Below are 24,814 nucleotides of genomic sequence, written 5' to 3'. Positions count from 1 at the left end.
GAGGAAAAGTACCTACAACAAGGTATACGAAAACAGCCCCAAAAATATGGAATGTTCAATCGAATTGATGATTGATCTATTTTTTTTTATATTACGATACAAAAAAGCACCGCAAATGCGGTGCAATTAGTTATACGTTTTTAGCTGCACTTTCTTTTGCCATTTATGGTTTTGCGATAGCAAACGGAACCCGTTACAATCACTTGAGGTACCTTTTTTATATGTTAAAAAGTATAAAATTTCTTGTTTGGAAACTGTCTAACTTCAGCTCCTACGAATTCGTTCACTTCAATCAAGCAACTGACTTCAATTACCTCTTGAAATCCTTCGTTGGTTAACTTCATGCAGCTTTGCTCCTGCGGTTACTCGTCGCACGGAAAACAATTGCTCCTGCGGTTACTCGTCGCACAAAACACTGCTTCGAGGAAGCTTACTACGAAGCAGTACTTGAAGACGCAGAAGCACGTAAACGTAAGAAGCCAAAGAGCGGCTTCAGTCAAAGGTCGCCCTAGTGAGGCTACTACTTGGATTACTACGAAGCAGCTTTGCTCTTGAGCAAACGGAGTGGCACAGGAGCAGCTGCTCGTGACCAAGGTGCTTGCGCTTTTCTTAGTGCTAATAGAGTAAATATTTGACGTAGACAAAAGTTTAAATTAAGTTTTTCGTATGTAAAATTCGTACAAGTGAAACTGATTATGTGTGTCGTGAGCTAAAAAAATTTTGAATAAACTATTGAAACCGTTACCATATTCCTTTATAATATGAATAAGTCGATCAACGTTGGTGTATTAAACTTTAGGACATTATGGTATTGTTATTTTTTTAAATAAATGTGGTAACGATACCAGTCGGTTTGGTGTGTTGAAAATTTTGATTTTTTACTACTTTATTAGCTTTTAGAGGAGGGGTTAGTATCTGATGGTTTGAAACCGGTACCATGAAGGGTCAGTTAGTTACTTAAATACTCAAAATACATTAAAAAAGGAGACTGTTGTTATGAGTAAACAAAAACTATTATTTTGGTTTAGTGCGTTAATATTAAGTGTTTTGTTAGTAGGGTGTGGCAATAATCCCAAAAATGAAAATACAGAAAATGCGAATGTAGATGCCAGAGAACAAATCACCATCAATATATTTCAAGGAAAGGTAGAGTTTAGAGATCAATTTATGGAATTAGCAAAACAGTATGAAGAAGAAAATCCGAATGTCAAAATTAATTTCGCGGCAGTAGGTGGTGGGACTGACTATTTTACATCATTACGGTCTAAGTTTTCTTCAGGTGATGAACCAGAGATTTTTAGTCTTGCAGGTCCTTCGGAACTTGTCGATTACAAACAATATCTAGCAGATGTTTCTGATACACAAGCAGCTTCTTTAGCTTTAGAAGGAACATTAGAAGGTATATCAGATGAAAATGGTGTTTATGGCCTTCCGTTTAATTTAGAAGGATACGGACTTATTTATAATAAACGTGTTTTTGAAGAAGCAGGGGTTAAACCTGATGAAATCCTCACATATGAAGATTTAAAAACAGCTGTACAAACGATTGACGAGCAAAAAGAGGAATTAGACATTGATGCTGTTTTTGCTTTAGCTGGTAGTGAACTATGGGTTACGGGAAATCATTTATCCAATGTATTTATTGCTCCTGAATTTGATCATGATGTAACAAAAGCTTTTGAAAGCAATACTTTAACGTTTGAGAAAAGTGAAGAATTACAAAAAATGGTTGACCTTCAAAATGATTATGCTGTCCAACCATCATTAAGTGTCGATTACTCCCAACAAGTAGAGCGATATTTTTCGCTAGAAAGAGTAGCGATGATTCAACAAGGAAACTGGATTTTCCCGTCGGTGTATCAAATGGACCCTGAATTTGCAGAGAATGGAATTGGTATTCTTCCTATTCCTATGGAAGGTTATGAAGGGCATTTACCTGTTGGTGTACCAAACTATTGGGTTGTGAACAAGAACAAAGATGATGAAGTCGTACAAGCTTCTAAAGATTTCTTAGACTGGTTATATACATCAGAAGTTGGGAAAGAAACGGTCTTGACAGAATTGAATTTCATCCCGGCGTATGAAGGCTTTGATGAGTCTAAAATTGCTGATCCGTTATCGAGAGAAATATATGAATATTCTTCTAAAGGTAATACTGTAGGCTGGGTATTTATGGGCTATCCAAATCCATGGGGTGACGTTTTAGGTGCAAACATACAAAAGTATATCGGTGGACAAAGTTCGTGGGAAGAGGTTGTGGAAGATTCTGTGAATGAGTGGGAGAACATGAGAAGATAGCATTTTGGTTTTCTAGTTAAACAGCTAACAAAATGTGTTTTGTTAGCTGTTCACATTAACTTCAGTCTGATTATTCAGATTATTTATTGAGGAGGTACACAAAAGTGAGGAATCGTGATGTTTCATTCTGGTTGTTTTTAACACCTGTCATATTGAGTTTAAGCTTTGTAGTCATTATTCCATTGTTATTTGGATTGTATTATTCATTCACTGATTGGAATGGGCTTTCTTATAATCAGTTTATTGGATTTGATCATTATGTTCGTTTATTTCAAGATAATCGTTTTATTAACTCAATTTGGTTTACTGTGCGTTTTTCAATCGTAACTGTGGTTTTATTAAATATAATTGGTTTAGGATTAGCCTTATTAGTAACTAGGAAATTTAAATCGAGTAACTTACTTCGTACAGTCTTCTTTATGCCAAATTTAATTGGTGGATTAATATTAGGGTTTATATGGCAGTTTATTTTCATTAGTGTTTTCTCAGATCTAGGTCATTCCCTAGGTATATCTGGATTAACAGGCTGGTTATCGACACCGACGACTGGTTTTTGGGGCCTTGTGATTTTGACATGTTGGCAAATGGGTGGGTATATCATGATTATTTACATTGCTTATCTACAAAATATACCAACAGAATTAATAGAAGCAGCTGAGGTGGATGGTGCTAATTCATATCAACGTTTCTTAAATGTTACGTTCCCGCTTGTGGCGCCAGCTTTTACGATTAGTATGTTCTTAACTCTTTCAACGTCATTTAAAATATATGATCAAAACTTATCATTAACGAACGGTGGGCCTTATAATTCTACAGAGATGATAGCGATGAATATTGTGCATACGGCATTTACTAGTAATCAAATGGCTTACGGTCAGGCAAAAGCAATTATATTTTTTGTTTTTGTAGCAGCAATTGCTATTACTCAAGTCTACTACAATAAGAAACGAGAGGTGGACTTATAATGGAGAAGAAAAAAGGACAATTAATTTGGCTTCAGGTATTTGCAATATTATTAGGTTTACTATGGATTTCTCCATTTTACTTAATGGTCGTCAACGCATTTAAAACTAAACGTGAAATTTTTTCAGATGTGCTTGGTTTACCTTCTGAATTTGCATTTGAAAATTTCGTTCAAGCATTTATCGATTTACAATTTGTAAGTTCGTTTTTTAACTCGCTATTCATTACGGTTGTAAGTATTGCGATTATTATTTTCTTTTCATCAATGGGTGGTTACGCATTGGCTAGAAATAAGAGTAAATTAAGTGGCGTCATCTTAATGGTGTTTGTGGCTGCGATGTTAATTCCTTTCCAAGCAGTGATGATTCCGCTTATTTCATTATTTGGACAATTTGATATGCTCAATCGTGTTGGGTTGATTTTTATGTATCTTGGATTCGGTTCGAGTTTAGCGATTTTTCTTTATCATGGGGCAATGACAGCAATCTCTAAAACAATCGATGAAGCAGCAACAATTGACGGAGCGTCAAAATTTCAAACGTTTTGGCACATTATTTTCCCGTTACTAAAGCCGATTTCTGTAACGGTGGGTATATTAAATGTTATTTGGATTTGGAATGACTTCTTATTGCCGTCACTTATTTTAAGTGATGCTGAAGCGACTATTCCTCTTCGAATGTTTATGTTTTTCGGTCAATATACACGTCAATGGCATTTAGCTTTAGCAGGTTTGACGATTGCAATCATACCTGTCATTATTTTTTACTTTGTTGCTCAAAAACAGATTATCAAAGGTGTTTCAGACGGGGCGGTAAAGTAATAGTTTAGGTGGTGACATAACGATGGAAAAAATGATGAGTGGTTTCTATAACGTGAGTGAGTGGATCGCAAGGTTTGCGGTAGCGAATGTATTATGGTTGATCTTCACTTTTCCTTTTGGGATTGTTGTTGTGAACGTGGTGCTAGTTGACTCGTATTCTTTCAGCTTACCAATTATCGTGTATCTTTCGTTATGTTTTCCATTATTGGTGTTTCCTGCAACTACAGCGTTATTTGCAGTAAGTCGAGATTGGGTAATAGGACAGGATCAAGACAATATTATAAAAAATTATTGGAAATATTATAAAGAAAATTACAAAACAAGTGTAAAAATCGGAGTTGTTCTAACAATCGCGTGGATCGTTACGATAGGAGATATCTATTATTTTCAGAATACTATACCTGTTATTATGTATTTTTTTATTGGTTTAGGGTTACTTTTATTTGTAGTTTCGATTCATGCATTTTCTGTGATGGCTCACTTCAACATACGAGTGTTAGATGTGATGAAAAAGGCGCTTCTTTTCTCAGTTGTAAAACCGCAGATTAGTTTGTTCCTTATTATTGTTACAGCCATGATTTTATTTGTGAGTATAAATTATTTGCGTTTTTTACTTTTGTTTTTTAGTTTCTCGTTTATTTCCTTCATAGCAACCTCGTTATTTCTAAAAATGTATTCGTTGTTTTCGATAAAAAAGTCATGAGAGATTTAGGAGGAGTTTATAAGTATGAATAAAAAATGGTGGAATAACTCAGTTGTTTATCAGGTATATCCAAAAAGTTTTAATGATACGAATCAAGGTGGTATTGGGGATTTAAATGGAATTATTGAGAAATTAGACTATTTAAAAGAGTTAGGAATTGATGTCATCTGGTTAAGTCCTGTTTATGAGTCGCCAATGGATGATAACGGATATGACATCTCTGATTATGAAAATATTTCAAAGGAATTTGGGACGATGGAAGAGATGGATCGTCTTATTGAGGAAGCCGATAATCGTGGGATGAAAATTATTATGGATTTAGTCATCAATCATTCTTCTGATGAACATCGTTGGTTTATTGAATCTAAGAGCAGTCGAGAGAACCCTAAGCGTGATTGGTATATTTGGCGTGATGGAAATGAGGGTGGGTCTTCTCCGAATAATCTCCGCTCGATTTTTGGTGGTTCTTGCTGGGAGTTTGATGAGGGGACTGGGCAATACTATTTTCATTCCTTTTCTAAAAAACAACCAGATTTAAACTGGGAAAACCCCCACCTTCGAGAAGAGATTTACCGTATGGTTCGTTGGTGGTTGGATAAAGGAATTGGTGGTTTTCGTGTAGATGCCATTACATTTATTAAAAAACCAGAGAAATTTATAGAAGAAGTTTCAGATGGGATTGATGGATTAAGGGTAGTTAAACCGAATCAACCTGGTGTCGGAGAATTTTTAGCGGAACTTAAGGAAAAAACATTTGCACATTATGATATTTTTACCGTAGCGGAGGCTCCGGGTGTTGAGTTAGATCAATTAGCAGAATATAGTGGTGATGACGGTTACTTTGACATGCTTATTCGATTTGATCACGTTGATTTAGACTTGGCTGAGGATGGAAAATGGTACACAAATAAAAAGTGGAGCCTTGTTGATTTTAAAAAAGCAATATCAAAAAATCAGGAAGCGATTAAGGGGAATTATACTACTGCATTGTATTTAGAGAACCATGATCAACCGCGTTCGTTAAATCGTTCTATTCCGAAAGAGGATATAAACGAAAGATCTGCGAAATTGCTTGCTACGTCGTACTTTTTCCTGAAAGGTATGCCGTATATTTATCAAGGCCAAGAAATAGGGATGACAAATATCGAGTATTCAACCATCGAATCATATGATGATATTTCAACAATTGATCAATATAATGCAGCTCTTGAAGCGGGATATTCAAAAGAAAAAGCGATGTCATTTGTTTACAGAAGAAGCCGTGATAATGCTAGAACTCCGATGCAGTGGAGTGATAAAGAAAATGCAGGATTTTCAGAGGTTAGCCCTTGGTTGCAGGTAAATCCAAATTACAAAGAGATTAATGTGAAAAAGGCTTTAGAAAACAAAGATTCACTGTTTTACTATTATCAAGATCTAATTAAGCTCCGCAAAAATCCGACCTATGTTGACGTGCTGATGTCTGGAGACTATGAGGAATTGTTTAAAGATCACTTAGAGGTTTTTGTCTATTTACGTCAACTAAATGATCAAAAACTTCTCGTGATCACTAATTTTTCAAATGAAGACGTACATTTAGATTTGAATGAAAAAGCAAAACAGATTGTTATTGGAAACTATGAGGATACACCGATGTTGGATGGAGAGGTAATGGTACGTCCATATGAATGTATGGTATATGAACTAGATTAAGTTTAGCTTGTTGATTTCGGGTATGGAGAGTAAGGGCTAATAATATATTAATAACCCTCGGGAGCGTGAGATTCATACCCTGAGGGTTTTCTTATTTTGTTTGTGTTTATAAAGGTTAACGTTACCATATGGTAATTAACGTGAAAAATTAAAGTTTTATAGCTATTTATTCATGATGTTTTCTAAAAATTTAAGTAAATTTTGTGGTAACGTTTGACATAGTGGGTGATCCGTAGTAACATTACATACGTAAGCACTTTCAATAAGTGGAAATGATTTAAAAATGTGCGAGTTTTATAGATTATTATTGTTTGAATAATAGATATTGGGTTGTGTTAGAAATTGTAATGCGTGAAGAAGAATAATAATATGGGGGATGAAGATGCTTAATTTTGATCAAAAAATAGAATTTCAAAATAAAAGCAACGATATTTTAACTGTGGGAGAGCTTCTAATTGATATGATTTCTGCAGATTATGATGATGATTTTGATTGCGATACGTTTCATAAGTTTTTTGGAGGATCCCCATCAAATATTGCTATGAATGTAAAGAAATTAGGAATTCATTCTCTTGTTGCTTCTGCAGTAGGAGAAGATGGGTTAGGAAAATTTTTAATTAAGCAATTGCATAACGCTAGTATGGATACGAGATGTGTTCAACAAGTTCCATATGCAACAAGTATGGTAGTCGTTTCAAAAAGTAAGAATACTCCTATCCCGATATTTTATCGTGAGGCAGACTATCATTTAGAATATACTCCGCAACTTGAAGAGGCACTAATGAACTCTAAGATCGTTCATTTTTCTTGTTGGCCTATATCTAGAATGCCAGTTCGTACCACGATTGAAAAAGTTATTGAAACAGCAAAAGAGAATAATACGTTAATCTGTTTTGATCCAAATTATCATCCGATGATCTGGCAAAAGGGAGAAGACGGTATTGAATATGTTAAATCAGTCATTAGCAAAGTTGATATTGTAAAGCCTTCTGAGGATGATGCAGAAAGATTATTTGGAAAAGATACTAATGAAAATCATATAGAGAAGTTTTTAAAACTTGGGGCGAAACTTGTCATTATGACCTTAGGTAAAGATGGTGCTATTGTTTCTAATGGAGTAGAAACAATTAAATTAAACACGTTAGCAACAGAAGTAGTAGATACGACAGGAGCAGGTGACGCATTTTGGTCAGGTTTTTATACTGCAGTAGTAAAAGGATACACGATTAGAGAAGCGTTAAATTTTGGTTTTGCAGTTAGTGCTTATAAGTTGAAATATACAGGTGCAGTTGTCGATTTACCAAAGTTAGAAGAAATTAAAGAAATCTACGGAATATAGGAGGTAATTGAAGATGGCAGTAAAAAATCAAGTACAACTTATCACTTATCCAGATTCAATGGGAGGAGATTTAAAGACACTAAATCAAGTGCTTTTAAATCACTTTTCGGACATTTTTAAAGGTGGTGTGCATATTTTACCACCATTCCCATCTTCAGGAGACAGAGGTTTTGCTCCATTGACTTATTTAGAAATTGAGCCTAAATTTGGTACTTGGGAAGATGTAAGAGAGATAGGCGAAAACTTTGATGTGTTAGTTGACTTAATGGTTAACCATATTTCAAAACAATCTTCTTATTTCCAAGATTTTCTAAAAAAAGGACGTAAATCAGAATATGCTGATTTATTTCTAACTTTAGATAAAGTTTGGGAAGATGGAAACCCAGTGAAAGAAGACATTGATAAAATGTTCTTACGTAGACCGTTACCATATTCAACTTTTACTATAGAAGAAACTGGTGAGGAAGAGAAAGTATGGACAACATTTGGTAAGACGGATCCGTCGGAGCAAATTGATTTTGATATAAAATCAGAAAAAGTAAAACAGTTGTTTGTCGACTTCTTTACAAATTTCCAAGAACAAAATGTAAAAATTGTCAGACTAGATGCAGTTGGGTATGTAATTAAAAAGCTTGGAACAAGCTGCTTCTTCGTTGAGCCAGAAATTTATGAATTTCTTGATTGGATTAAGGAGTTAGCTGATTCGTTAGATATTGAATTGCTTCCTGAAGTACATTCTCATTATTCAATCCAATACAAGTTGGCAGATCATGGTTGTTGGATTTATGATTTTATTTTACCGTACAGAATCCTTGATACACTAGTAAATAAGTCGAGCACTGATCTATGTGAATATCTTAAAGATCGACCTGAAAAGCAGTTTACAATGCTAGATTGTCATGACGGTATTCCTGTTAAACCAGATCTTGATGATCTTATCGATACAAAAGAGGCAAGAAAATTAGTCGATGTATGTTTAGAAAGAGGTTCAAATCTTAGTCTGATTTTATCAGATGAGCATAAGGCTGAGGATGGGTTTGATGTTCATCAAATCAGATGTACGTATTACTCTGTTCTTAATTGTAATGACGATGCATACTTAGCAGCGAGAGCAATTCAATTTTTTGCGCCTGGAGTACCTCAAGTTTATTATGTAGGTCTGCTAGCAGGGGAAAATGACGAAGAAAATATTAAAGAAACTGGTGATGGACGTGAAATCAACCGTCACAACTATACCCTTGAAGAAATCGAACAATCATTAGAAAAAGAAACAGTGCAGAGGCTATTAGAGCTTATTAGATTTAGAAATGAATATGATGCATTTAATGGAGAATTTACAGTTTTAAATTCTGCTAAGGATGAAGTACGACTTTCTTGGGAAAAAGATGATAAGTACTGCACATTGTTTATTGATCTTAATACGAACAAAACAGTCATTGACTATATTGATGAAAATGGTAAAGAAGTTCAATATATTGTTTAATTATTGAAAACAATAGTGATTTAATCAAAAAACGAGAGACTTGTGCTCTCGTTTTTTTTAATTGAATTTTTTAGGATACTTTATTTACGATTACTATTTATCCATATAGTTTTAAGTTTCTGCTGCACCAAATTCAGGGTCTTCACCTTGTCACTAAGATGCTATATCAGTTACGCTGAATCGTTTGTAACTAGATATGAATTTATTCGGTTCTGTTTGGGAATGATGAAATTCACTTAAGTTATAGCTTGGATTAGATGGTATTCTAATTAGTGTAAATGAAATAACTCGAATGTTTTAAAGTGGAAAAGGGAGTGTATTTGTGGACTTGAATTCTGGTAATGTTGATAATGCTCTAGCTTCTGTAATCCGACTATTTGAAGAAAGTAGAAATGATCAGAATGCTATTCTGATGAAAAGGTATATGAAAAATAAATTTGAATTTTTAGGTATTAAAGCGCCGGAAAGAAGGGAAATTATGCGACCGTTAATGAAGGAAGCTAAGAAATTTCCTAGGGAACAGATGGTTGAATTTGTGAAGAAGCTTTGGGACTTATCGGAGAGGGAATATCAGTATTTTGCATTAGATTATTTAGAAAAAAATATAAAGGTATTAGTGGAAGAAGATATTCAGTTTTTGGAGTATCTTATCAAAACGAAATCTTGGTGGGATACAGTTGATATTCTAGCAAGTAAATGTGTCGGATATCATTTTACTAAGTATCCAAATCTAATTACTGATTATGGAGTAAGGTGGGCTGTATCGGAGAACATGTGGTTACGGAGAACAGCTATACTTTTTCAGTTGAAGTACAAAGAAAAAACGGATAAGGAACTATTGTTTCAAATTATTGAAAAGAATGCACATGATGATGGATTCTTTATTCAAAAAGGAATTGGCTGGGCCCTCAGAGAATATTCGAAAACAAATAAGGAAGAAGTTGCTGCTTTTATTAATAGTCACCCTTTATCAAACTTAAGTAGGAGAGAAGGGCAAAAATATTTATAATAAAAACCACTACTAGTTCATTTTGAACTGTTCATTATATTTTTACTTCAGAGGTAGACTTTTTAAGTTTCATTCGGCTAAAGTTTAAACCCTTTAAACGAAGACAGTGTCATAATAGATCACGATTTATTGGTCAAAATAAATATCAGGAGGCGATATAATGATAAGTTTCCTAAAGGTTCTAAAGTCGTTAAATTCTCTTTTAATTCGCTTTTTAGGGCTGGTGTCTTTTTACTTAATTAGTTATTCGTATCTCCTTAGACTCCATATGCTTCATATTTGAGGTGTGTGGTCGGAAAACTGTTTTTCTCTACTTATTAGAGGAGACAGTTTTTTTCAATGAGAGCATACTTTTTGTAATTAGAAAGGTGTCTAGCTTAAGTGCCTAAAATCTCCATCAACTAAGTCAATCTAAGCTGCAATGACTTAAATATGAGTTACTTTATGCAGCTTTGCGTATCCAAACGGATTAGCGCAGACCCAGTATTAGTGCAAAGACACTTGCGCTTTTTCAGTCATAAAGGTCTTCTTAATTTTGAGGTTGTATAGATATAAATTTAGTGGGGAAATTAAAATGAAATTACACTACCGAAATTAAGTCATATAAACTATATATAGATACGCAGGCAAACGTAACTATATAGTACCTTAAGTGACGAGAATAAAGATTAGATTTATCCCACTCTCAAGGGGCAGTAAGACCCCCACCTCAAAACTTAAGAAAATCAAAAAGTTTAGGTAGGGGATTAACTGCCCCTAAAGGTCCGATATAGAATAACTAATCATCAGTGGGGGATGAAGGAAAACCCCCACTGATTGAAGTTCATCTTTATGAAATTCAATAAATCTAGGAGGTTAAAATGAAGACACATAAGATTAATCTCATTACTCCTGAGATGGGTGCATTGTGGACAACTTATATTCAAAATAGTGCTCTCGGTTGTTTTTACGAACATTTCTTACAACATATGCAAGGCAACGAAATTAAACCGATTGTTGAAGAAGCTTTAACTACATCGAAACAATGTTTGAAGGAAACAAAAGAACTCTTTGTTAAGGAGGAGTTTCCAATTCCTGATGGTTTCTCTGACAAAGATGTGTACATGAATGCTCCACCTCTCCTTACAGATTTATTTGAATTTTTTTAGGATAAAAGACCCCCACCTCTAAGCGTAGCGTAGGTGGGATTTTCCAATCAGGTGGAGTAGACTCTTCACCTGATTTTTCGATGTTTCAGCTTGCTGAAACGAGTTCACTTGCACTTAGCTTTGTATATCGCACGTGTCAAATGTGCGTTGATTATTATGGGCGATCATTAACAAAAGTTGCTCGGTCAGACATTGTTGATTTCTTTGAAGCTACTTTAAAATCAACTGTAAAATTATACAAAAAATCTTTACATATAATGTTATCGGGTAGGCACAATAATAACACGTTATATTCCGTAAGGAGTGTGTTTTTTTATGAGTAATCAACCAACTTGGGAAGAAATCGTAAATTTACGAGAAATATTAAAAGAAACAAACGTTCAATACTGGTTGAATGAAAACTTTTTTTCATTTTCTTGGTGGTTTTTACTTATTACAATGATTTTATTTTGGGTTATATGGTGGGTAATCGTAGATAAATCTAAAATTATGGAGATTTTACTATATGGATTATTTGTCACTATAATTGCGATTTTATTAGATGTTATAGGAGTTTCGTTTCTTTTATGGGGATATCCGAACATGTTAACACCTTTAATACCACCGATTTTTGCAATAGACGTTGGTCATCTGCCGGTATTGTATATGACTATTTATCAATATTTTCCTACGTGGAAATCATTCTTAGCAGCTATGATAATAGCAGCTTCCGTTTTCGCATTTGTTTTTGAACCCTTTACCGTATGGTTAAAAATTTACGAATTAAATAATTGGAAATATATTTATTCATTCCCTATTTATATTTTGATTGGGGTATTTTTAAAATGGCTATTAATAAAGGTGAAGTGTTTAGAAAGTTATTCATCGTCACAATAACTGACTTGTTATTTAGAGCAAAAAGTGTATTTTTAGGGATTGCCACTTGCCACTAAAAGAGGCTCTTCTTTTTGAAGATATAAAACCGGAGATGGAAATTATGATGATATACAAAGAGCTAAAACCGAAATGTGGTTTTAGCTCTTTGTATTTTTATTTTATAATCAGAATTTATAAATTTCTAACTTGAAAACTGTCTAGCTCCAGGCGCCATCGGCTCGATCACTTCAGTCAAGCAACGGACTTCAATAACTACTTGAATAACGTCTCTGAATAGCTTCATGCAGCTTTGCTTCGAGGAAGCCTACTTCGAAGCAAAGCTGTCAGACGCAGAAGCACATAGATTGCGGTCAAAGAGCAGACCGCTACTTGCCGACCTTCCAGTGTTTGTCGCCGATAGTCGGGCGCCTTGCACTTTTCTTATGTTAGAGAAACTATTTTGCTAGACTCGAATTTAGGGATCCAGTCACCATGAGCTTCAATTAACTCATCACACATTGCAATGATGTCGTCCATAGATAATTCAGCTGCAGTATGAGGATCTAGCATTGCTGCTTGGTAGAGATGCTCTCTATTTTTCGTAACGGCTGCTTCGATCGTTAATAGTTGTGTATTAATATTTGTTCGATTTAGTGCTGCTAACTGCTCTGGGAGATCTCCCACGTAACATGGGGTAATGCCGCTTCGATCAGCCACGCATGGTACTTCAACAACTGCTTTTTGTGGAAGATTACTAATTAATCGTCCTGTATTTAAAACATTCCCTCCAAATTTAAATGGAACATTTGTCTCGATTGCTTCAATAATACGAGAACCATATTCATGAGAACGAGTATGCGTGAGTTGTGAATTGTTGACGATATCATCGCGCATTTTTTCCCAACGTTCAATTTGTTCTACACAACGACGTGGGTATTCATCAAGAGGGATATTAAATTTTTCGATTAGTTCTGGATAATTTCCCTTAATGAAATATGGATGATACTCAGCATTATGCTCAGAGGACTCTGTTACATAATAGCCGAATTTATCCATTAACTCGAAGCGAACCATGTCATCGTGTTTTGTTTGTTGTTTTTCTCTTGCACGGCGTTTAATTTCTGGGTATAAATCTTTACCGTTACGTTTGACTTCAAGAAGCCAAGCCATATGGTTAATACCTGCAATTTTTTCTTCAATTCCGTCATGATCCATACCTAAAGATTCGAATAAGTGCTCCGTACAAACTTGCACGCTGTGACATAATCCGACTGTATTAACATTTGTGTAACGTAACATTGCTCCTGTTAATGTCGCCATTGGATTTGTATAGTTTAAAAACAGAGCATCTGGACAAACTTCTTCGATATCTTTCGCGAAATCCCACATAACTGGAATTGTGCGAAGTGATCGGAAAATGCCACCAATCCCGATTGTATCGGCAATGGTTTGGCGAAGACCGTATTTTTTAGGGATGTCAAAATCTATGACGGTACTCGGTTCATAGCCGCCAACTTGAATAGCGTTAATAATGTATTTTGCTCCTCTTAAAGCTTCTTTTCGATCAGTATAGGCTTTCACTATTACAGTTGCTTGTAAGCTTTCTTTTAAATTTCTTAACATACTTTCAGACTCTTTTAAACGCTGCTCATCAATATCGAAAAGAGCAAACTCAAACCCAGCTAATGCTGGAACAAACATGCAATCACCTAAAACATTTTTTGCGAAAACTGTACTTCCTGCTCCGATAAATGTAATTTTTGACATAACGTACCTCCTGATTTTATTATGAAAAATGGCTTTAGTGTTTCTGATAAGTTAAAAAATTGCTCTAAATATTGATTGTTAGCTGATATTTATTTTTTTATATTTTGTTGTTAAAATAATCATAAAACGATTATAGATTTACATCAATGGTAAGTTAGTGTGATTGGAGGGTAAAATATTGTCTTTAGTTTGTGAGTGGGAGGATGGGAATTACGGAACATACGGTTTTCGTTTTCAAGATTCGCTACCAAGCAATGTAGCGAATATGTGGGTGATTGGTAGAGATGTGAAAAAGCCAGATGAATGTTATGATTGGCATGGTTTACAGCGGAAAGATGTTGGTACATATGTTTTTCAATATACTTTGGCAGGGGTAGGAAGACTGGACATAGATGGTACAACTCATTCATTAGAGGCAGGGGAAGCGTTTATTGTTGAAATTCCGAGTGACCACCGTTATTACTTTCCTAGTGATAGTAAAGGTTGGGAATTTATATTTATTACGTTAGTGGGAAAAGAAGTAGCCGCTTGCTGGCGGTATATGATGGAACAGAGTGGACCTATACTGAAAGTACCACCGGATTCTAAGTTAATTCAACTTTTATTGAAAATTTATCAAGATACGATGGACCAGAAGATTACAGACGCATATTGCGCATCTTCAAAAGCCTATGAGTTTATTATGGAGTGTTATCGCTTTATAAAAAATATAGAAAAAGTAACGAAAGGTTTCTCACAGGAGATTACAAAAGCTATATCCTTTATTCAAACGCATTATCACGAACCAATTGCGCTAGATGACATAGCAACTGTATCAGGTTTCTCTAGGTATTATTTTATTAAACAATTTCAACATCAACTTAATTTAACGCCAATGCAATATCTTACAAAAATTCGTATTCAAAAAGCAGCAGAATTACTTCGTGTAACAAATTCACCTGTTACAGAGGTTGCTGTTCAGGTAGGTTTTTCGAATTCAAACTATTTTAATAAAGTTTTTCGGAAAGCGGTTGGTGTATCTGCTGGAACGTTTCGTGATAGCAAGGATGTTGTTGAGATTGATCATTTAATTATAGAGTAGTGCCTTTAGATATGTTTGATCAAAAAAACTATTTTTATCCCACTCTTAAGGGGCAGTGAGACCCACACGTAAGAAAATCGAAAAGTTCAGGTGGGGGATGAAGAACCCCCACAGTGATTGGAGTTCAGTTTTATTTGAAATATTCATTAATTGTATGTTGTTTTTTAGAAAAAAAACATATAAAATTTGTTTAGGTTAACTTCATTAATTAAATTAATAAAGTAAGTTAAGCGAAGTAAATGAAGATTTCATTATGAACGAATATTATACTAAATCGTGGGAGTATGAATGGTGAAAACTTTGGTCATATTATTTATTACAATTGGTAGCTTAGTAGGATTTGGTTGGAAGGCTTCAATAGACGAAAGACTAGAAGTAACTCTTATTTTAAAGGATTTAGCTCCGGCATATTGGCAACTTGTTGAAGCAGGAGCAAAAAGGGGTTTCGGTGAGTTCGGCATTGATGGAAAAGTGGTGGGACACCCTAGTGGAGTATCTGCTGAAGGAGAGCTTCGATTATTAGAGAAGGTATTAAAAGAAAGCCCTGATATAGTAATAATCTCTCCAATTCATCAAGATTCTATTATTCCATATTTAGAAAGATTTGTAGAAAAGGATATTCCTGTTATCTTGTTGGATACGGATATCCCATGGGAGGGTAAAACTACTTATGTTGGCACAGATAACTTTACTTTAGGGAAATTGGCTGGGGCTTTATTGGGATCGCAATTACAGCCAGGAAATGCAGTGGCAATTATAGGAGTAGACCATAATAATTCGGTTTCTTCTAATCGAATTAAAGGGGCAAAACTAAGTTTAGAAGCTGTTGGGATTGAAGTTGTAGCTGAAGTGACTGATTTATCTAATGAACCTTCAAAGGTAAAGAGTGCAGTTGTCAGGATAATAAATGAGCATCCTGAAGTAAAAGGGATCATTGCTACAGATGATGGTATAGCATTAAACGCTTTTCAAGCCATTAATAAAAAAGGGGTTAATATACCGATTATTGGGGCAGACGGGATTAATGAAATGATTGAATTAATTGAAGAGGGAATATTACCTGGAACAGTAGCGCAGAATCCTTTTGATATGGGCTATAAAAGTGTAGAAACGGCATTGCATATACTTGAGGGAGAAGCGATTGAAAGAACTATTGATAGTGGTGTAGACATTATTATAAAAGGGAATGCAAAGGAAAGATTGGCATTTCAGAAAAGGTTGTTAAGGTAGTTAGGGTAATATCTAGCAAACATTGAAGCTGCATTCTTTACAACTACTAATAACTACTTTATAATAACTCTCAGAACAAAAAAACGAATATGAAACAATTAGGTTTCTTACATTTTTAAAATGTAAGATGAAAAGGGAAGTTGGTGAAAGTCCAACACGGTCCCGCCACTGTAATCGTTGAGGGAAGCTAACATATCTCCACTGTGTTTATTCATGGGAAGGAGTAGCTAACTGTTGAAGCGTAAGTCAGGAGACCTGCCTAGTCTGTTTTTTAAGCTCCTTCGAGGAAAAGGATGTTTAAAGTACATAATAGGAATCTATAAATCTAGATTACTACTCTGTCGTGCTATCTTTAATTTAGATATAGCCTACATATTGTGCTTTTACACTAACGCTTTTCTTTTGGGAATGCGTTTTTTTGTTGTACTTTAAGAAAGCTTAATTTTTTAAGGGTTAATAAGTATAAGAAAAAGCAGGAGGAGATTGATAAAATGACGAAACAAATGTTAAAAAGCTTTGGATTTCTATGTTTTATATTATTTTTAATGGCGGCAATCTTAGTAGGGTGTGGTACAACAGATAGCGGTAATCAACAAGAGAATGCAGAAGACAATGCAGCAACTACAGAAACTCTAAATGATAGTGTAGCTAATTTTCCTGTGACGATCATTGATGATGCAGGAAGAGAAGTAACGATCGAGGAAGAACCAAAGTCGATTGTTTCTATACAAGCAAGTATAACAGAAATTTCTTATGCCCTTGGCTTGGGCGATAAAATGGTCGGTGTATCTGATTGGTGTAATTATCCTGAAGAAGCACTCTCTGTTGACAAAGTTGGTGGACAAGATATGAATGCTGAATTGATCTTGACATTATTACCAGATATCGTTCTAGTAACCGATTATCATCATCGAAATCATGAGGGAATCTTAAACCAATTTGAAGAAGTTGGTATGAACGTGATTGTCATTGGTAGTAAGTCAAACTTTGATGAAGTTTATGATTCAATTGAATTAATCGGTAAATCTACTGGTACATCAAAAAACGCAGAAGAAATTATTACCGATATGAAACAACGTCATAAAGAACTGAAAGAGAAAGCAAAAGCTGTAACAGATCAAAAGAAAGTATGGGTAGAAGTTTCTCCTGCTCCAGATATTTTTACGACTGGAAAAGGAACATTTATGCATGAGATGCTTGAATCTATTGAAGCGATTAATGCTGCGGGTGATCAAGAAGGCTGGGTTATGCTAACCGAAGAAGAGATTGTTCAATTAAATCCAGACGTGATTATTACAACTTATCATCTTGAAAATCTTCAAGGAGAAATTACATCGCGTCAAGGGTGGGCAGACGTATCTGCTGTGAAAAATGGACAAATTTTTGATGTTGAAAGTGATACGGTCATAAGACCAGGTCCTCGTTTAATTGAAGGAGTGGAAACACTTGCGAAGTACATCTATCCAGAAATTTTTGAGTAGTAACGTTATTTGGCTTTATATAGTAACCGGAGGGTTTGTACTTTGTACAGCCCTCCTTGGTTTATTAGTAAGTAGTGTTAGTATTTCTCCTTCTACCATTTTGACGATTATTACAAAAAACGTATTAAACCTAAGCTTTGGTGAGGAGCTTCCAACGAATGTCGAGATGATCATTTGGAATATTCGTTTACCAAGAGTGCTACTAGCTTTTTTTGTGGGAGCCTCATTATCGTTAGCGGGTGCAGCTTTTCAAGGGTTGTTACGTAATCCGTTGGCAGACCCTTATACGATTGGTGTTTCATCTGGAGCTGCTTTAGGGGCTGTACTTGTATTGTTTTTTCAAGTGACAATTGTTGGATTGGGAACCTTTACACTTCCAGTAGTTGCAATTTTGGGTGGGTTTATTGCCTTATTTATTGTATTTGGTTTAGTTAGATTAAGTAGTAGAAGTCTAGCAATTGAGACAATTATCTTAGCTGGGATTATTGTCAGCGCATTTATTGGTTCCGTTATTTCCTTAATTATTTCATTAGGTGATCGGGATTCTATGACACAAATTATTTATTGGTTATATGGTAGCGTGAGTATGAGGGGCTGGAGTCATGTTCAATTAATCATACCCTTTCTTATTTTTGGAACACTTATTTTACTTATGCATTATCGTGAGTTAAATGCCCTGGCTTTAGGTGAGTCAGCTGCAGAGCATATAGGTGTGAATGTAAATAGAGGTAAAACAATGATACTGATAGGTGCATCATTATTAACTGGATCAGCAGTTGCCGTTTCGGGATCGGTTGGCTTTGTTGGTCTCGTTATTCCACACCTTGTTAGACTTGTAACTGGTCCTAATCACCGACACGTACTCCCCTTATCCCTATTTTCCGGAGGGGCTTTCCTTATTCTCGCTGATTTGGTTGCTAGAACAATCATTGCACCGAAGGAACTGCCAATTGGTGTCATTACCGCGTTAATAGGCGCACCAGTATTTGCTTTTCTGTTAATAAGAGAACGAATTGGAAAGGGAAGGTAGGTTATCATGATTTCGATAAAAAATAGTGCAGGTGGATATTCTAATACACCGATTATTAGAGGAATTAATCTTTGTATCGAAAAAGGAGAATTCTTCACGTTACTCGGTCCAAATGGAAGTGGGAAAACGACTCTTTTTAAGTTGGTCACTGGTCAGCTTCCTCTACAAAAAGGAGATATCTTAATTGCAGGAAAAGAGCTCTCTTCCCTTTCATCCCTTGATAAAGCTAAGCATATGGCTGTTCTTTCTCAAGAAGCGCAAGTATCTTTTGATTATACAGTTGAAGAAATCATTAGCCTTGGTCGTTATCCTCATCAAAAAGGCTTCTTAAAAAAACTTTCACCTCTAGATTGGCAAGTTATTGAAGATGTCATGGAGATAACAAAAACGAAGCAACTTCAAAAGTCTCAATTTCGACTGATTAGTGGCGGAGAAAAGCAACGAGTTTTATTAGCGAAGGCACTCGCCCAAGAGCCTGAAATTTTACTTTTAGACGAACCTACGAACCATTTGGATATAAAACATACATTTGAAATGCTAGATCTATTAAAAAAGTGGCAGAAAAAAAAGCAACTAACGGTTTTTGCTATTTTGCATGATTTAAATGTAGCTTCACTTTATTCAGATCGAATTGGTTTACTTCATCATGGACAATTACTTGAAGTTGGTGATATTAATACGTTACGAAAAGAAGAGCAGCTACAAAAGGTTTATGATGTGCAAGTAAAAACACAGTCGCATCCAACGGTTCCCAAACCTCAGCTTCTAATGATCCCGAATTATGTAACAACAGATGGGTTAAATGACTTTAGTCAATCGTTTACGATCAAACAAACCGAAACATTGATCCATATTGAATTTAATCAACCACTACGTACCATTTCCAATGGAGTTATCGGGGATGGAATTCAGTGGAAAACGCATTTTTGTAACTTCCATGTTGAAAAAAATTACGATTCCCCTGCTCCGAAAAAAGATATTCAAATGTGGCTAGCAGACTATCATATTCCTTACGAGCAAACAGTTGGAATGATGACGGCTGTAACCTTAGAGGATATGGTTATAACTACGAAACAATTAGGTGATATCGACATCATGGCGGTCGTAACATCAGGTGTCGGAAATGCTATCGATATTACTGCAAAACAAGAAAAGAAAACGACTAGTAATATTGGAACGATAAATATAATGGTTTTTGTTGATGCTCACCTAACTGATGGGGCTCTTGTGAATGCTTGTATGTCGGCAACGGAAGCGAAAGTAAAGGCTCTTTTGGACCTTCAAATCAAAGATCCCTATACAAATACACTTGCTACCGGTACTTCCACTGACAGTTTGCTTATTGCTGTTACGCAAAATGGAGAAAGAACACCGTATGCTGGTTCAGGGACAGTAGTGGGCAAGGCGATTGGAGAAGTTGTTTATCAAGCTACGAAGGAAGCAACATGTAACTATCTTGAAAGGGTAAAAAAGAATGATGATTAATGCTCTATCCATGTTTCAAGAAACTAGTCTTCTAGGTTTCGTACTATTAATTGTTGTTGCTGGAGTTATCGTAGATTTAGTAATAGGTGACCCGAGATGGCTACCGCATCCTGTTATTCAGATCGGAAAACTTATTTCAGCTCTAGAAAAGAGATGTAATCAAGGGGGAAAACGTAGATTAAAGGGTGTAATGCTTACAGCGGTAGTAATTACAATTGTTTTTGTCGTTACGTTTTTGGTTGTTCGTTTCGCCTACCAACTTCATTTTTTTGTAGGGGTACTGGTAGAAGTCTATTTCATTTCAACTACTATTGCTATTAAGGGGCTTCGTACAGCTGGTTTGGAAGTTTATATACCGTTAAGTCAAGGAAACTTGAAAGAGGCGAGAACGAAATTGAGTATGATTGTAGGGCGAGACACGAAAGACTTATCGGAAAGTGAAGTCGTAAGAGGAACGGTAGAAACTATTGCTGAAAATACAGTAGATGGAATTACGGCTCCGCTTTTTTGGGCAATGATTGGCGGCGCCCCGTTAGCAATGGTTTACCGAGCGATTAACACATTGGATTCAATGGTGGGATATAAAAATGAACGTTATAAAGAATTTGGATGGGCATCAGCAAAGACAGATGATATTGCAAATTGGTTACCAGCACGTCTTACTGCTTTCTCGATGATCACCGCTTCCTTTTTTATTAAAGGTTCAAAAATAAAGCATGGGTTAAAGATTACCTTAAGAGACGCAAGAAAGCATCCAAGTCCAAATAGCGGTTGGCCAGAAGCAATGGTTGCGGGTTTAATTGGTGTTCAACTAGGTGGAGTAAATTACTATCATGGTCAAAAGTCTGTACGTGCAACAATGGGAGATCCTTTAATGAGGTTGATGAGTAACCATATTAAGGATGCAATTCTTTACATGCACGCAGGATGGTTCGGTTTTATCGTCATGTTAATAATGATCGTTCTTGTAATTGAAAAAATGAGTTGAGGTGAAAGAAATGAAGTGGCCAAGTCATGGTGGACAGCCCCAAGCAATGAAAAAATTATGTAATATAGAAAATGATAAAAAAATCCTTGATTTTAGCGCAAATTTAAATCCTTTAGGGCCACCCACCTGGTTAAAGGAAGAGATCATACAAAATCTAGATAGTCTTACTTGTTACCCCGATCCATCATACTCTCGTAGTAGTTGTTGTATCGCTGGATATGAAGGGGTTTCTAATGGTCAAATTTTGCTCACGAATGGTGGGGCAGAGGCTATCTTTTTAGCAGCAAAATTATTTGAAGGCAGAAAAGCTATTATTGTTCAACCTACCTTTATAGAGTATGAACGAGCATGTATTCATTATCAAATTGTAACAGAAGATGTGTTTTTAGATGAAAAAAGTGATTTCCAACTTCCTTTACAGCAGATTTTTGAAAAAATGAAGGAAGTGGATGTTATCTTTCTTTGTCGCCCTAATAACCCAACTGGAACAGTCGTCGATGAAGAAAGTTTGAAACAGTTATTAAACGAAGGTCGAAACACAGGAACATATATAGTTGTCGATGAAGCGTTCGTAGATTTCCTCCCTTTTTCGATCCCTTCTTTAACACGATGGTTAGCCTCTTATTCAAATTTGATTTTACTTCGGTCTTTAACGAAAATGTATACGATTCCTGGACTTAGACTCGGCTATGTCTTAGCTACTAAAGAAGTTATTGAAAAAATGCGAGAGGCACAAATGCCGTGGAGCATAAATGCTTTTGCAGATGCTGTTGTTCCTAGGTTACTAGAGGATCGTACTTTTATAGAAAAAACACACCACTGGCTTAAGCTGCAATCTACTTATCTTTTCGATAAGTTAACTGATTTAGATTTTTATTGTTCAACTTCAAAAGTTAATTTTTTTCTCCTTAGGGACAACCTTAATCCAAATAGAACTGATCAACTGTTTCACTATCTATTTCGACATGGAATTTTAACGAGACATACACATAACTTTAAGCGACTTGAAGGGGAGTATTTACGTATTGCTATTCGTTCAGAAGAGGAGAATAAACAGTTACTATTTTATCTTCAGAAATGGAGAAATGAGCAATGATTGTATTTATCTCGGGAGGAGCAAGATCAGGTAAAAGTAGTTTTGCGGAGACACAAGCACTTTCTTCATACAATAATTCGAAAGATAATGACCCAAAATCAAAGTTAACCTACATTGCAACTGCTAAAAAAGTGGACAATGAAATGAAACGACGAATTCAAATTCACCAGCAAAGTAGAGCGAATTGTTGGCAGACCTTAGAGGAACCATATGACATTTTCTCCATTCTATTAACTGCTAGAGAGGGTGATGTTATATTGCTTGATTGTTTAACGATATGGTTAAGTAACATGATGTTCGATTTAAATTATGACATAGAAAAATTAACGAAAACAGTTGGAAATTGGGTGGAAATCGTTAAGCAAAAACAGATAGTTTTCTTTATCGTTTCTAATGATGTAAATGAGGGCTACCCTCTACCATATAAAAGTGTTCATAATTATATTTATTATTTAGAAAGTTTGCACCAATTTATTATTAATGATGTAGATCAGGCGATTCAATTGATTGCGGGCATCCCAGTTTATTGGAAGGGGGAAGTGAAATGAAACAATTTATCTACGGATTTTTATTAGCCGTTCAATTTTTATCTCGGTTACCAATTCCGGTCGCTTGTCCATGGAACAAAGAAACGAGTAAATGGGCACTTAGAAATTATCCTGTTGTAGGGTTATTAATAGGGACAATAATTAGTCTTGTGACTATTTTTCTTCAAAGCTACTTACCTTTAGCCATACTAGTGTTACTCGTGCTTACGTTATGGGTTTGGCTTACTGGTGGATTACATCTTGACGGTTGGATGGATGTGGCCGATGCAATTGGATCAAATGCTCCATTAGAAAAAAAGTGGATCATTATGAAAGATCCTCATGTGGGGAGCTTTGGTATCTTGGCACTCGTATTTTTACTCGCATGGAAGGCTACCCTTTTATACTTTCTGTTAGACATTTCCTATCAGTTCATTTACGTCTGTATGATCATTATCGCCTTTTCGCGATTTTCTGCAGTGTCCTTATTGTTTTTTCTCCCTACTGCCAAAAAAGAAGGTTTAGCTTGGGAATGGAAAAGTAACTTAAGTGGTTTAGACATTTTTATAGCAGTATTACCGATGTGTGCAGCTTTTGTTTTCTTTCCAAGTTATTTTTTTGTTTTACCAACCTACGTTTTATTTATTGCGCTTTACGGAGTATGGGTAAGACAAGTGTTTAAAGGAATTAATGGTGATTTATTAGGAACGGCTATCGAAGGAGGAGAACTATGGGGACTTGCGATCGCTTGGATTTACTTCTCATTCGTCATGGTGTGACTGATTGGAACAAACAAAAACGTTATTTAGGACATACAGATATTGGTCTATTGCAAAGTGAATTGGAAACGCTAGATGGTTTGAAAAAGCAAATATATGGTCAAACATTTAGCTACGTATTTTCTAGTGATTTACGACGTTGTCAGGAAACTCTTGATTATTTAAATGGAAAGATGTCAGTAATAGTAGATGAGAGATTGCGAGAAATTAACTTTGGGGATTGGGAAGGAAAAACATATGATGAGCTAAAGTGTGACGCTAATTATCAAGAGTGGTTAAATGATTGGGAACAATCCTCTCCACCAAATGGTGAAGCGTGGTCTGAGTTTACTTCAAGAATAGACTGGTTTTTAGATGAATTAATAAAACGAGTTCAAAAAGAACAGAAAAATAAGTTTCCAATTGCAATAATGACTCACGGTGGTGTTATTCGTTATTTATTATTAAAATTTTATGCATCTCGTACTCTTTGGGATTTCCCTGTTGAACATGGAAAAGCGTTAGAATTGTCATTAATTTGGCAGAGAGGAGAATGGATATGCAACTCGTTGTCGGTGGTGCCTACTCAGGAAAGCGAAAACTAGTGAAAGCGCAATATAGAAAACAAAGTTGGATTACAGCTTATGAAGGAGATTTATTGTGCGATTGGAAAACTAGCTGGGCTGAAAATTCAACGTTAATTTTGGAAGGGTGGGAAATTTGGATAGCTAATGAGCTAAAAAAAATGGACGATGATTTAGAGATAAGGAAAAAGTTTCAATCCCTAATAACTGATTTAAAGGTAAAGGAGCAAAAAAGGAATGATACCATTGTCATCATTATGCTAGAAGTAGGCAGAGGAATTGTCCCTATTAATAATGAAGAAAGAAGGATAAGGGATTTATTAGGTTGGCTTTTACAGGACGTAGCTAATCATGCAAATGATGTTCAATATGTATGGCATGGGTTATCTAAAAAAATAAAATAAGCCTGAGCAAAGTGAATGATTGAGCCGCGATCTATTAATGTGTAAAAATCCCACCTAAACCCGTTGTAGGTGG

At 35.5% G+C, this 24,814-nt stretch carries 22 protein-coding genes and 1 riboswitch; of the genes, 21 read left to right on the top strand and 1 reads right to left on the bottom strand.

Going from position 1 to position 24,814, the window contains the following annotated elements:
- Positions 1–996: 996 nt before the first annotated feature.
- From BKP37_RS10085 to BKP37_RS10035, 10 genes are all read left to right on the top strand, one after another.
- Complete coding sequence (locus BKP37_RS10085) at positions 997–2,298, top strand: ABC transporter substrate-binding protein (protein ID WP_071309480.1); 1,302 nt, start codon at positions 997–999, stop codon at positions 2,296–2,298.
- A gap of 104 nt (positions 2,299–2,402) precedes the next feature.
- Positions 2,403–3,263: a carbohydrate ABC transporter permease gene (locus tag BKP37_RS10080; protein WP_071309479.1), complete on the top strand. Its 861-nt coding sequence runs from the start codon at positions 2,403–2,405 to the stop codon at positions 3,261–3,263.
- Positions 3,263–4,081, top strand: a complete 819-nt coding sequence (locus BKP37_RS10075; protein ID WP_071309478.1) for a carbohydrate ABC transporter permease — start codon at positions 3,263–3,265, stop codon at positions 4,079–4,081. Before BKP37_RS10080 ends, BKP37_RS10075 begins: the two co-directional genes overlap by 1 nt.
- Before the next feature lie 22 nt (positions 4,082–4,103).
- Positions 4,104–4,784 (top strand): YesL family protein, encoded by a 681-nt coding sequence (locus tag BKP37_RS10070; protein ID WP_071309477.1) that lies wholly within the window; start codon positions 4,104–4,106, stop codon positions 4,782–4,784.
- A 24-nt stretch (positions 4,785–4,808) separates the two neighbouring features.
- Positions 4,809–6,476 carry a glycoside hydrolase family 13 protein gene (locus BKP37_RS10065; protein WP_071309476.1) on the top strand — a complete coding sequence of 556 codons (1,668 nt, stop codon included), beginning with the start codon at positions 4,809–4,811 and terminating at the stop codon, positions 6,474–6,476.
- Between the two features lie 382 nt (positions 6,477–6,858).
- Positions 6,859–7,815 (top strand): carbohydrate kinase family protein, encoded by a 957-nt coding sequence (locus BKP37_RS10060; RefSeq protein ID WP_071309475.1) that lies wholly within the window; start codon positions 6,859–6,861, stop codon positions 7,813–7,815.
- Positions 7,816–7,828: 13 nt separating this feature from the next.
- Positions 7,829–9,298, top strand: coding sequence for a sucrose phosphorylase (gene gtfA, locus BKP37_RS10055; RefSeq protein ID WP_071309474.1), 1,470 nt, complete (start codon positions 7,829–7,831; stop codon positions 9,296–9,298).
- 322 nt (positions 9,299–9,620) lie between these two features.
- On the top strand, positions 9,621–10,307 hold the full coding sequence (locus BKP37_RS10050) for a DNA alkylation repair protein (protein WP_245712498.1): 687 nt from the start codon (positions 9,621–9,623) through the stop codon (positions 10,305–10,307).
- An 860-nt stretch (positions 10,308–11,167) separates the two neighbouring features.
- Positions 11,168–11,455 carry a DUF3231 family protein gene (locus tag BKP37_RS10045; RefSeq protein ID WP_071309473.1) on the top strand — a complete coding sequence of 96 codons (288 nt, stop codon included), beginning with the start codon at positions 11,168–11,170 and terminating at the stop codon, positions 11,453–11,455.
- A gap of 315 nt (positions 11,456–11,770) precedes the next feature.
- The gene (locus BKP37_RS10035; RefSeq protein WP_071309471.1) at positions 11,771–12,331 is read left to right on the top strand and encodes a CBO0543 family protein; all 561 of its coding nucleotides are present in this window, start codon (positions 11,771–11,773) and stop codon (positions 12,329–12,331) included.
- A gap of 420 nt (positions 12,332–12,751) precedes the next feature.
- Here BKP37_RS10035 and melA read toward each other — a convergent pair whose 3' ends face one another.
- Positions 12,752–14,077: an alpha-glucosidase/alpha-galactosidase gene (gene melA, locus BKP37_RS10030; protein ID WP_071309470.1), complete on the bottom strand. Its 1,326-nt coding sequence runs from the start codon at positions 14,075–14,077 to the stop codon at positions 12,752–12,754.
- Between the two features lie 178 nt (positions 14,078–14,255).
- Between melA and BKP37_RS10025 the strand changes: the two genes are divergently transcribed.
- The 11 genes from BKP37_RS10025 to BKP37_RS09975 all read left to right on the top strand — a co-directional run bounded on the left by BKP37_RS10025 (position 14,256) and on the right by BKP37_RS09975 (position 24,741).
- Entirely contained in the window at positions 14,256–15,158 is a 903-nt protein-coding gene (locus tag BKP37_RS10025) for an AraC family transcriptional regulator (RefSeq protein WP_245712497.1), read from the top strand.
- 291 nt (positions 15,159–15,449) lie between these two features.
- Complete coding sequence (locus tag BKP37_RS10020; protein ID WP_169823128.1) at positions 15,450–16,388, top strand: sugar ABC transporter substrate-binding protein; 939 nt, start codon at positions 15,450–15,452, stop codon at positions 16,386–16,388.
- A gap of 83 nt (positions 16,389–16,471) precedes the next feature.
- Positions 16,472–16,665, top strand: a riboswitch (cobalamin riboswitch).
- 214 nt (positions 16,666–16,879) lie between these two features.
- Positions 16,880–17,869, top strand: coding sequence for an ABC transporter substrate-binding protein (locus tag BKP37_RS10015; protein ID WP_245712496.1), 990 nt, complete (start codon positions 16,880–16,882; stop codon positions 17,867–17,869).
- Entirely contained in the window at positions 17,835–18,899 is a 1,065-nt protein-coding gene (locus tag BKP37_RS10010; RefSeq protein WP_084034642.1) for a FecCD family ABC transporter permease, read from the top strand. Before BKP37_RS10015 ends, BKP37_RS10010 begins: the two co-directional genes overlap by 35 nt.
- Positions 18,900–18,905: 6 nt before the next feature.
- Positions 18,906–20,384, top strand: coding sequence for an adenosylcobinamide amidohydrolase (locus BKP37_RS10005; RefSeq protein ID WP_071309468.1), 1,479 nt, complete (start codon positions 18,906–18,908; stop codon positions 20,382–20,384).
- Positions 20,374–21,372 (top strand): adenosylcobinamide-phosphate synthase CbiB, encoded by a 999-nt coding sequence (gene cbiB / locus BKP37_RS10000; protein WP_245712495.1) that lies wholly within the window; start codon positions 20,374–20,376, stop codon positions 21,370–21,372. Before BKP37_RS10005 ends, cbiB begins: the two co-directional genes overlap by 11 nt.
- A 10-nt stretch (positions 21,373–21,382) precedes the next feature.
- Positions 21,383–22,468, top strand: coding sequence for a threonine-phosphate decarboxylase CobD (gene cobD / locus BKP37_RS09995; RefSeq protein WP_071309467.1), 1,086 nt, complete (start codon positions 21,383–21,385; stop codon positions 22,466–22,468).
- Positions 22,465–23,016 carry a bifunctional adenosylcobinamide kinase/adenosylcobinamide-phosphate guanylyltransferase gene (locus tag BKP37_RS09990; protein WP_071309466.1) on the top strand — a complete coding sequence of 184 codons (552 nt, stop codon included), beginning with the start codon at positions 22,465–22,467 and terminating at the stop codon, positions 23,014–23,016. Before cobD ends, BKP37_RS09990 begins: the two co-directional genes overlap by 4 nt.
- Positions 23,013–23,774, top strand: coding sequence for an adenosylcobinamide-GDP ribazoletransferase (gene cobS, locus BKP37_RS09985; protein ID WP_071309465.1), 762 nt, complete (start codon positions 23,013–23,015; stop codon positions 23,772–23,774). The genes BKP37_RS09990 and cobS overlap by 4 nt, the downstream gene beginning before the upstream one ends.
- Complete coding sequence (locus BKP37_RS09980) at positions 23,726–24,358, top strand: histidine phosphatase family protein (RefSeq protein ID WP_084034641.1); 633 nt, start codon at positions 23,726–23,728, stop codon at positions 24,356–24,358. Before cobS ends, BKP37_RS09980 begins: the two co-directional genes overlap by 49 nt.
- Positions 24,313–24,741 (top strand): bifunctional adenosylcobinamide kinase/adenosylcobinamide-phosphate guanylyltransferase, encoded by a 429-nt coding sequence (locus BKP37_RS09975; RefSeq protein ID WP_071309463.1) that lies wholly within the window; start codon positions 24,313–24,315, stop codon positions 24,739–24,741. Before BKP37_RS09980 ends, BKP37_RS09975 begins: the two co-directional genes overlap by 46 nt.
- Positions 24,742–24,814: the final 73 nt, after the last annotated feature.

The sequence above is a fragment of the Anaerobacillus alkalilacustris genome (genome assembly GCF_001866005.1).
GTDB lineage: Bacteria > Bacillota > Bacilli > Bacillales > Anaerobacillaceae > Anaerobacillus > Anaerobacillus alkalilacustris.
This window is presented reverse-complemented; position numbering and strand designations above follow the sequence as displayed.

What these genes read in the sequence shown, in the direction of transcription:
- BKP37_RS10035 (WP_071309471.1), top strand. Translation starts at nt 11,771, where the DNA reads ATGAGTAATCAACCAACTTGGGAAGAAATCGTAAATTTACGAGAAATA.
- BKP37_RS09975 (WP_071309463.1), top strand. Translation starts at nt 24,313, where the DNA reads ATGCAACTCGTTGTCGGTGGTGCCTACTCAGGAAAGCGAAAACTAGTG.
- BKP37_RS10075 (WP_071309478.1), top strand. Translation starts at nt 3,263, where the DNA reads ATGGAGAAGAAAAAAGGACAATTAATTTGGCTTCAGGTATTTGCAATA.
- BKP37_RS10060 (WP_071309475.1), top strand. Translation starts at nt 6,859, where the DNA reads ATGCTTAATTTTGATCAAAAAATAGAATTTCAAAATAAAAGCAACGAT.
- cobD (WP_071309467.1), top strand. Translation starts at nt 21,383, where the DNA reads ATGAAGTGGCCAAGTCATGGTGGACAGCCCCAAGCAATGAAAAAATTA.
- BKP37_RS09990 (WP_071309466.1), top strand. Translation starts at nt 22,465, where the DNA reads ATGATTGTATTTATCTCGGGAGGAGCAAGATCAGGTAAAAGTAGTTTT.
- BKP37_RS10085 (WP_071309480.1), top strand. Translation starts at nt 997, where the DNA reads ATGAGTAAACAAAAACTATTATTTTGGTTTAGTGCGTTAATATTAAGT.
- BKP37_RS10015 (WP_245712496.1), top strand. Translation starts at nt 16,880, where the DNA reads ATGACGAAACAAATGTTAAAAAGCTTTGGATTTCTATGTTTTATATTA.
- melA (WP_071309470.1), bottom strand. Translation starts at nt 14,077, where the DNA reads ATGTCAAAAATTACATTTATCGGAGCAGGAAGTACAGTTTTCGCAAAA.
- cobS (WP_071309465.1), top strand. Translation starts at nt 23,013, where the DNA reads ATGAAACAATTTATCTACGGATTTTTATTAGCCGTTCAATTTTTATCT.
- BKP37_RS10070 (WP_071309477.1), top strand. Translation starts at nt 4,104, where the DNA reads ATGGAAAAAATGATGAGTGGTTTCTATAACGTGAGTGAGTGGATCGCA.
- BKP37_RS10045 (WP_071309473.1), top strand. Translation starts at nt 11,168, where the DNA reads ATGAAGACACATAAGATTAATCTCATTACTCCTGAGATGGGTGCATTG.
- BKP37_RS09980 (WP_084034641.1), top strand. Translation starts at nt 23,726, where the DNA reads ATGGGGACTTGCGATCGCTTGGATTTACTTCTCATTCGTCATGGTGTG.
- gtfA (WP_071309474.1), top strand. Translation starts at nt 7,829, where the DNA reads ATGGCAGTAAAAAATCAAGTACAACTTATCACTTATCCAGATTCAATG.
- cbiB (WP_245712495.1), top strand. Translation starts at nt 20,374, where the DNA reads ATGATGATTAATGCTCTATCCATGTTTCAAGAAACTAGTCTTCTAGGT.
- BKP37_RS10005 (WP_071309468.1), top strand. Translation starts at nt 18,906, where the DNA reads ATGATTTCGATAAAAAATAGTGCAGGTGGATATTCTAATACACCGATT.
- BKP37_RS10065 (WP_071309476.1), top strand. Translation starts at nt 4,809, where the DNA reads ATGAATAAAAAATGGTGGAATAACTCAGTTGTTTATCAGGTATATCCA.